Raw genomic sequence first — 7,627 nt, forward strand, 5'->3', positions numbered from 1 at the left:
GATCACCATCGAAGGTCCGGGACTGCATCGGCCTGAAGCGCCGGCACTTCAGGCTCCAGGACCCGCAGCAGGATTGATCCCCGGCACGGAATCAGAAATCCACCGAGGCTGAAGCCTGCACGGTGCGTCCAAGCGCCAGGGTGGCACGCGGCTCGGCAAAGCTGCCCGAGTAGTAGTGACGGTCGAACAGGTTATTGACGTTCAGGCGCAAGGTCGTCTTACGCCCTGCTATCCTGGTTTCGTACCTGGCGCCGACATCAACCTGGCTCCAGCCCGGAATCCGATAGGTATTGGCATTGTTCAAGTACTGCCTGGAGGTCGCAATGACGCGGGAGTTCACACTCAGACCGGATAGCGGCGTATCCCATTCGACACCGAGATTGCCCTGCCAGCGTGGCACGCCAAATAGCTCATTGCCGTCGTTCACACCGCCTGCTGTCCTGGTCAGCTCGCCCCGTGTATAGGAAACCCCTCCCAGCACCCGAACTGCAGGCACAAGTTCGCCGAAAGTAATCCACTCCAGACCACGCACACGCGATTCCCCGCTGTCGGAGGCGACCAGATCAGGCGCCGCTCCCGTCGTGATCAGTTCCGGTTTGGTGATTTCGAACAGGCTGACCGATTGGGTGAAGGAACCCATGTTCCACTTGACGCCCAGTTCCTTCTGCTCAGTCTGGTACGGCTTGAAAGTCTGGTCCCGAGCGTAGCCGTTGACGGCCTTTACGCTCGCCCCTTGACTCAAGCCCTCCACGTAGCTCGCGTACAGGGATACGCCCTCGCCCCAGGGTTTGACGACGAGGCCCACCGCCGGGGTCACGGCCCGTTCATCATAGTCCCCCGTCACGCCTCCAGCTGTGTTGTAGCTGGTCTGCTTCACCTGCTGCTGACGGAGACCGAAGGTCAGGCGCACTGCATCCTGCATGAAGGACATCGTGTCCACCAGCGCCAGGCTGGAAAGCGTCGATTCGCTGCCCTTGGAGACGGGGCCGGTAGGCATGGCAGGTAACGGCGGCGTAATCGGATTGTAGATGTTGGTCGCCGTCATGCCGGTCACCTTGGAGAGAGAGCCCGACTCCAGTTCGAGCCGGCTGGCCTGCAATACGAGCTCATGCCGTACGGTGGCGGTGTAAAACGTGAAGCGACCGCCCGCCTCGGAGGATGTGCCGTCGTCGTAGCCTAGCTGAGCAACGCCTCGGACCTGGGCACTGCCATCGGGTTGAACGTTATGCACATGGGTGCCATTGACCCAGCCGGCGTAGTCATGATTTCTCTTGCCAACACTGGCAAATGCGGAAACGTTCTCGTTGAACGCGTATTCCATGCGGGCGATCACCGCCTCGCTTTCCAGCTCGCCAGCCGCCGAACCCAACAGGTTCGTGCGCGGATTCGGTGCCGAGGGGATGTCCGGACTGGCGAAGCCGAACATGGCTGGAGAACCGCCCGAGAACGAGTCCTTGCTGCGATAGACATCCAGCGAAGCTGTCAGCGCCTCACCGCGATAATCCAGTGCCGCAGACAAGAACTTGCGAGTCTTGTCCTGATCGTTCAAGGCAGTCTCGCCGTCGCTGTACGATCCGTTGACGCGCACACCCACTGCATGGTCCGGGCCGAACCGACGCCCGACATCAATGCTGGTGCCAATCTGGCTCTGCGTCTGGTAGTCGAGCGTGACGCGCGTGAGCGGATCGTCAGCCGCGCGTTTTGGCACCAGATTGATCATGCCGCCGATGCCACCACTCGGTGCCATCCCGGCAAACATGGCACTGGGTCCTTTGAGCACCTCCACCCGCTCGACGAACTCCAACCCGGAATGACCCAGCGGCGCCAGACCATACATGCCGTTGATCGCCAGATCGGAGGAGTGGACATCGAAACCGCGCAGACGGAAGTTCTCGAAAGCGTGCGAACCTGATGTGGTGAAGCGTACCGAGGGATCATTCTCGAGCACGTCGGCCACCGTCTTCGCGCCTTGATCCTCGATCAGCCTCGCGGTGTAGCTGATGACGTTGAATGGGGTATCCATGACGTCCTGGTTTCCCAGAAGACCGAGACGGGCGCCTTTGGCGACCTGTCCGCCAGCGTACTCCCGGGGCAGCTCAGCTGGACTGGCCGCACTGGTCGTAACCTTTACCGCAGGCAGCGTGACATCGTCTCCCGCTTCGGCCGCAGATTGCGCCAATGCCAATTGCGGCAGGACAAGCACGCCAATCGCCAGCGCGACCGGGTTCTTTCGCAGCACCATGTTCTCTCCGATCAATGAATGCTGGCTGGCGACTGCTGGCTGGCAAAATAGTTAGTCGTTTTGCGTTTCTCTGAAATCGCATATTAATGCGAATTATTCGCATTTGCAACCGCAGAAATACTATCTGCATGCTTGGCACAAGGCACGTGAGAAATCCCCTGCCGGGTGCCCCCACCAAGCCACCCGGCTGCCAGCCTTGATTGGTTGATGGCGCTTGCCGTCACGCTTGGCGGATCAGGCAAGACTTGAAATCGCGAACAAGGACTTGAACGCCCCAAGGTGGCGCCGACAGCGGACGCTCACCCGCACAGACGCCAGTCGGAGGCCGCCACCGGCAAATAGGCTTCAACCGCTGCGGTTGCGATCACGTGGGTCGTCTCCTGTTCTTCATCGCGCACATCAAGCCCGCCCAGGACAGCGGTGACCTCGGCCCAGCCACGAGGCAACTCGGCGGCGACGCGATCGCAATCCACCTTGTCGGGCGCCTGCACGCCGATGGTCACTTGCACCCGCATCGTCATGTGATCGTAGCCGAGCGACTTGAACAGTACGATCGACGAGTGATGCAACGCATCGTGCACGGCACGGATGGCGGCCTTGGTGTAATCGGCACCATAAAGATCGTTACCGGTGCCCATTTCCAGGATGATGCGCTTTTCGGTCAGCGAGTCAGTCATTTGCGGCCTCCATGTCGAAAGACACCATGATTGCGGCATTGGCGATCACCGTCAGTCCGTCGCTATCCGGTTTCGGGATGTCCAGTCCGCCCTTCACCACCGTGATCGATGGCTGTCCGTAAGGAAAAATGCCCATCAGGGCCGAGGCATCGACCGCTTGCGGCTGCTGCACACCGATTTCAACATCGATGATCATCGCCGACTTCGGAAAGCCGAAAGCCTCGGCGACGTTGAGCGAGTTATGCCACAGCGCGTCGCGAATCGCGCGCGCAGCCGCCTCGGTGTAGTTCTTGCTGCGGATTGAACTGCCCATTCCAAACTGGGTCACGACTCTCTTCTTTGCCATCGTCTCTCTCCTTTTCATTACCATCCCACCGGGCGCATCGACCCGACCAGGCATCAGCCCCTCTCCTTTCACCGTCGATGTCGCCCCGCGATGAGTTGGACAATCTCGAAGAACATATTGTTGTCGAGCGCCTGGCTCATGTCGGTTGCGAGGCAGCGACGGTAGAAGGGGCTCAGGTCTAGCCCAACCCCAAGACCAAGAATCTCCACCGCGCCCTGTTGCTCGCGCCGCGCCACGACCTCCTTGAGATGGTTGTCGAGATAGAAATCATCATTGGCGCGCCCGGTCGCGCTATCGGCCGGGCAACCGTCGGAGATCACGATCAGGATGCGCCGCGCCTCATCGCGGGCCAGCATGCGGTTGCAGGCCCAATCCACCGCTTCACCGTCGATACCCTCGCGAAACAGATCGGGCTTGAGCAGCGCCATCATGTCCACCCGCGAACGCCGCCAGTTGCGATCCGCCTCCTTGAACACCATGTGGGTGACTTCGTTGAGGCGTCCGGGGTTGGCCGGCCGGCCGTGGCTCATCCACTCCCTGAACGCACGCCCGCCGTTCCACGCGCCGGTGGTGAAGCCAAGCAGCTCGGTGGTCACGCCGACCATTTCAAGGGCACGGATCAGCACATCGATCATTGCCGCCACGGCTTCGGCGTGCGTCTTCATCGACCCCGAGCAATCCACCAGAAAGGTCACCATGCAATCTGCCATGGGCTTGTACTGATCCTGACGGAACAATCGGCGTTCGGCTGGCGAACTGATCAGCTGCGACAGTCGCGCGCCGTCGATGGTGCCCTCTTCCTGTCCGAACAACCAGCCGTCGCGCTGCGGCCGGGCGAGAATCGCACCGAGCATGCGCGCCAGGCGCGGCAGGTTGATGCCCTGCTCGGCAATGCGCTTGTCGACCCGCTCGCGGTATTCGCGCAGCAAGGCCTTGCGCACCAGTGTGCCGGCGGCGACTTCGGTGTCGAAACGCGTCGTGTAGACATGATAGTTCTGCTCGGCGTCGGCGAAGACCTTGGACACGCCGGTGGCCGCCGTGGCGATACTGTCGCCTTCGCCCTCGTCCGGATCGAAATCAAGCAGCAGCGCAAAGCGGCTCTTGGTCTCCTCCTCGTCCTCCGGGTCGCGCGTATCCGCGTCGACGCCCGCCTCGGCCATGTCGGCACGCACGGTCTCGCCCACCACCCGGGCGGCCGCCAGCGCGTGCTGCGCAAATGCAGCCTGAACGTCGCGATTGCGGCGCATGCCGGCCAGCGGCCCGCCGAGCGAACTCACCAGCGAGACGCGCGTGCCTTCGATGTAGTCCTCCGTTTCTTCCAGCACCGGCCGGGCATTGAGCCTCGACCACGCCATCTGGGCCACGGTGTACAGCAGAATGCCGAGGCGACCTTCGGTAAGGCCTTCGCGGTAGAAGGTGCGCGACCAGTCCTCGAAGCGGTGCTGCAGGTTGGCCGCCATACCCGGCATGTCGACCGGCACATGGGTCTCCACCCGCAGCTGCTCGAGCCATTCGAACACCAGCCGTTCGATTCCGCTGTCCGGACACAGGCTGCGGTGCAGCGCCGGATCGGAATGCAGCAGACGCAGCGCCATACCATCGGCCGCCGCCCGGCAATCGGCAAAGTCATCCAGATCGGGATCGACGTGCAGATGCGGCGCATGCATCGGCAGTGGCCGTGATCCCTGATGCAGGCGTCGGCCGCGATAATGCAGTGCCGGATCGCCGGTCATTGCGCGCAGCGTGGCTGCACACAACTCCTCGACCTTCTGCTGGCGCCGGGCCCGTTGTTGCGCAGTCGCATTCATTGCGGCTGCGCCTCGCGCATCCAGGACTCGTCCAGTTCCTCACCGAAGCAGCGCTGGTAGTACTCGGCCACGATGGGGCGTTCAGCCTCGTCGCACTTGTTGAGGAAGGACAACCGGAAGGCCAGCGCCGGATTACGGAAGATCTCGCAGTTTTCCGCCCAGGTGATCACCGTACGCGGCGACATCAGCGTAGACAGATCACCTGCGGCAAAGCCCTTGCGCGTGAGATCGGCCACCTGCACCATCTGCGCAATCAGCTTGCGCCCCTTGTCGTCATTTTTCGATGGCACACGGGCGAGCACGATCGCCACCTCCTCTTCATGCGGCAGGTAGTTGAGCGTGGCGACGATGTTCCAGCGGTCTATCTGCGCGTGGTTGAGCACCTGGGTGCCGTGATACATGCCGGACAGATTGCCCAGACCCACCGTGTTGGAGGTCGCAAACAGACGGAAATAGGGATGCGGGCGGATCACCCGGTTCTGGTCGAGGAGGGTGAACTTGCCGTCGCGTTCGAGGATGCGCTGGATCACGAACATCACGTCGGGGCGGCCGGCGTCGTACTCGTCGAAGATCATCGCCACCGGACGCTGCAAGGCCCAGGGTACGATGCCTTCCTGAAATTCCGTTACCTGCAGACCGTCACGTACGACGATGGCGTCCTTGCCCACCAGATCGAGACGGCTGATGTGGCCGTCGAGGTTCACCCGCACGCAAGGCCAGTTCAGCCTTGCCGCCACCTGCTCGATATGGGTGGACTTTCCGGTGCCGTGCAAGCCCTGCACCATCACTCTTCGATCACGGTTGAAACCAGCCAGGATGGCGAGCGTCACGTCGGGATTGAAACGGTAGGCGCCGTCTATCTCGGGTACGTGATCATCGCGTTCGTCGAAGGCGGGGACTTCGAGATCGGAATCGATGCCGAACACTTCACGCACCGACACCAGGCGGGCGGGGCGAATCTGGGTGATGTCTGTCACTGCTGTCTCTCCGGTTATCGTCGCCGCAGCACGTGCATGCGGCGCATCTGATCTGCAGTCGAATCCCGGATCGATGGCACTGGCGCTCTCATGATGGCGCCGGCGCCACGGCGCCTGGTCCGACCCTTCGTCGGTTGTGCTGCGCATTCGCGACTGCGAATACGCGTGCTCACTCAAGGACGGGTCGTCGCGGCGCAGATGCGTCGCTCAGGCCTCCGCCCCGACGTCCTTTCCTGCCGCTGGCACTGCATCGGCCTCGATCTTCGCCATGGCCTGCGCCGCCCGTTGCAGCGCCGGCAACAGCTTGAGCACCTTGTCGTGGCTCAGCCGCATCATGCAGCGCCGGCAACAGCTTGAGCACCTTGTCGTGGCTCAGCCGCATCACCGGCGCCTGGATCGCGATCCCCGTGTTCGAGCGCCCCTGCGGGTTCGGTACCAGCACCGCCACACAGAACAGCCCCGGCAGAAACTCCTCGTCGTCGAACGCGTAACCGTCCCGGCTCACCCGCTCGAGCTCCGCCTCGAGCGCCTCCACCGTCGTCAGCGTGCGCGCGGTGTATTTCTCCAGCACCGCGTGCTCGAGCAGACGACGCCGCTGGCTCGGGCTCATCTGCGCCAGAAACAGCTTGCCGCTGGCCGAGCAGTGCGCCGGCACCCGTGAGCCCGGGTGCAGGTAAAAGCGCAGCGGCGCAGGCGTCTCCACCCGGTCCAGATACAGCACCTCGCTGCCCGACAGCGCGGTGAGGTTGCAGCTCTCGCCCACTTCATCGACCAGCTGGCGCAGCACCGCGTGGCGCGCACCGTGCACCGTGTTGTTCAGCAGCAGCTGCTCGGCCATGCGCCGCAGCCGCAGCCCCGTGCTGTAGTGGCGCCCGTCACCGTCGCGCTGCAGCATCCCTGCGCTTTCCAGTTGCTGCAGCATCCGGTGCAGCGTCGGTTTCGGTAGCCCCGTCTCTTCCACCAGCGATTGCAGCGAGAACAGCTGGTTCTTCTGCGCAATCACCTCCAGCAGCGCAAACAGCCGCAGCGTCGGCGTGTCGCCGTCGATGCGGGCGAGCTCCGCGGAGGCCGCTGTCGGGTGGGAGGTCTGTGTCGTCTCGTTCATGGCCCTTCCATCATAGTTCAATTTCTTTTTCCGATACAATACGTACCGTTTTTCGAAATTTGTGTTGACTCCGTCCTGCCGCCGGCCTAGAGTTCATTCCAATCTCACTTATCGGAACTCTTTGTACCGGTTTCGATTACACCATCCCTGACAGGAGACAGCGCATCATGAGTGATCAGAACAACCAAGCCAACCGCTCCGTGCCCGTGGGGCCCACCCGCATGACCCCGTCCGAGGCCTTCGTCGAGACCCTGGTCTCGAACGGGGTCACCGACATGTTCGGCATCATGGGCTCGGCCTTCATGGATGCGATGGATATCTTCGCCCCGGCCGGCATCCGCCTGATCCCGGTCGTGCATGAGCAGGGCGCCGGCCACATGGCCGACGGTTTCTCCCGCGTCTCCGGGCGCCACGGCGTGGTGATCGGCCAGAACGGGCCCGGCATCTCCAACTGCGTCACCGCCATCGGCGC

The 7,627-nt window shown here is 62.6% G+C and carries 7 protein-coding genes; 1 reads left to right on the top strand and 6 read right to left on the bottom strand.

Going from position 1 to position 7,627, the window contains the following annotated elements; translation table 11 throughout:
* Positions 1-91: 91 nt before the first annotated feature.
* From J5J83_RS04760 to J5J83_RS04785, 6 genes are all read right to left on the bottom strand, one after another.
* A complete protein-coding gene (locus tag J5J83_RS04760) occupies positions 92-2,203 on the bottom strand; it encodes a TonB-dependent siderophore receptor (protein WP_212346056.1) in 2,112 nt (703 codons plus the stop codon).
* 338 nt (positions 2,204-2,541) lie between these two features.
* Positions 2,542-2,919 (bottom strand): Lin0512 family protein, encoded by a 378-nt coding sequence (locus J5J83_RS04765; RefSeq protein ID WP_249115613.1) that lies wholly within the window; start codon positions 2,917-2,919, stop codon positions 2,542-2,544.
* Positions 2,912-3,265 (bottom strand): Lin0512 family protein, encoded by a 354-nt coding sequence (locus J5J83_RS04770; RefSeq protein ID WP_212346058.1) that lies wholly within the window; start codon positions 3,263-3,265, stop codon positions 2,912-2,914. Before J5J83_RS04770 ends, J5J83_RS04765 begins: the two co-directional genes overlap by 8 nt.
* Before the next feature lie 68 nt (positions 3,266-3,333).
* Positions 3,334-5,073, bottom strand: a complete 1,740-nt coding sequence (locus J5J83_RS04775) for a cobalt chelatase (RefSeq protein ID WP_212346060.1) — start codon at positions 5,071-5,073, stop codon at positions 3,334-3,336.
* Positions 5,070-6,050: an AAA family ATPase gene (locus J5J83_RS04780; protein WP_212346064.1), complete on the bottom strand. Its 981-nt coding sequence runs from the start codon at positions 6,048-6,050 to the stop codon at positions 5,070-5,072. The genes J5J83_RS04775 and J5J83_RS04780 overlap by 4 nt, the downstream gene beginning before the upstream one ends.
* Before the next feature lie 169 nt (positions 6,051-6,219).
* Complete coding sequence (locus J5J83_RS04785; RefSeq protein ID WP_212346067.1) at positions 6,220-7,155, bottom strand: IclR family transcriptional regulator; 936 nt, start codon at positions 7,153-7,155, stop codon at positions 6,220-6,222.
* Between the two features lie 167 nt (positions 7,156-7,322).
* Between J5J83_RS04785 and J5J83_RS04790 the strand changes: the two genes are divergently transcribed.
* The coding region (locus tag J5J83_RS04790) for a thiamine pyrophosphate-binding protein (RefSeq protein WP_249115614.1) at positions 7,323-7,627 on the top strand (305 nt) is incomplete at its 3' end.

The sequence above is a fragment of the Azoarcus sp. L1K30 genome (assembly GCF_018122735.1).
Classification (GTDB): Bacteria; Pseudomonadota; Gammaproteobacteria; order Burkholderiales; family Rhodocyclaceae; genus Parazoarcus.

Bases quoted from the DNA above. Each gene is read 5' to 3' on its own strand.
- J5J83_RS04775 (WP_212346060.1), bottom strand. From the start codon at position 5,073: ATGAATGCGACTGCGCAACAACGGGCCCGGCGCCAGCAGAAGGTCGAG.
- J5J83_RS04765 (WP_249115613.1), bottom strand. From the start codon at position 2,919: ATGACTGACTCGCTGACCGAAAAGCGCATCATCCTGGAAATGGGCACC.
- J5J83_RS04770 (WP_212346058.1), bottom strand. From the start codon at position 3,265: ATGGCAAAGAAGAGAGTCGTGACCCAGTTTGGAATGGGCAGTTCAATC.
- J5J83_RS04785 (WP_212346067.1), bottom strand. From the start codon at position 7,155: ATGAACGAGACGACACAGACCTCCCACCCGACAGCGGCCTCCGCGGAG.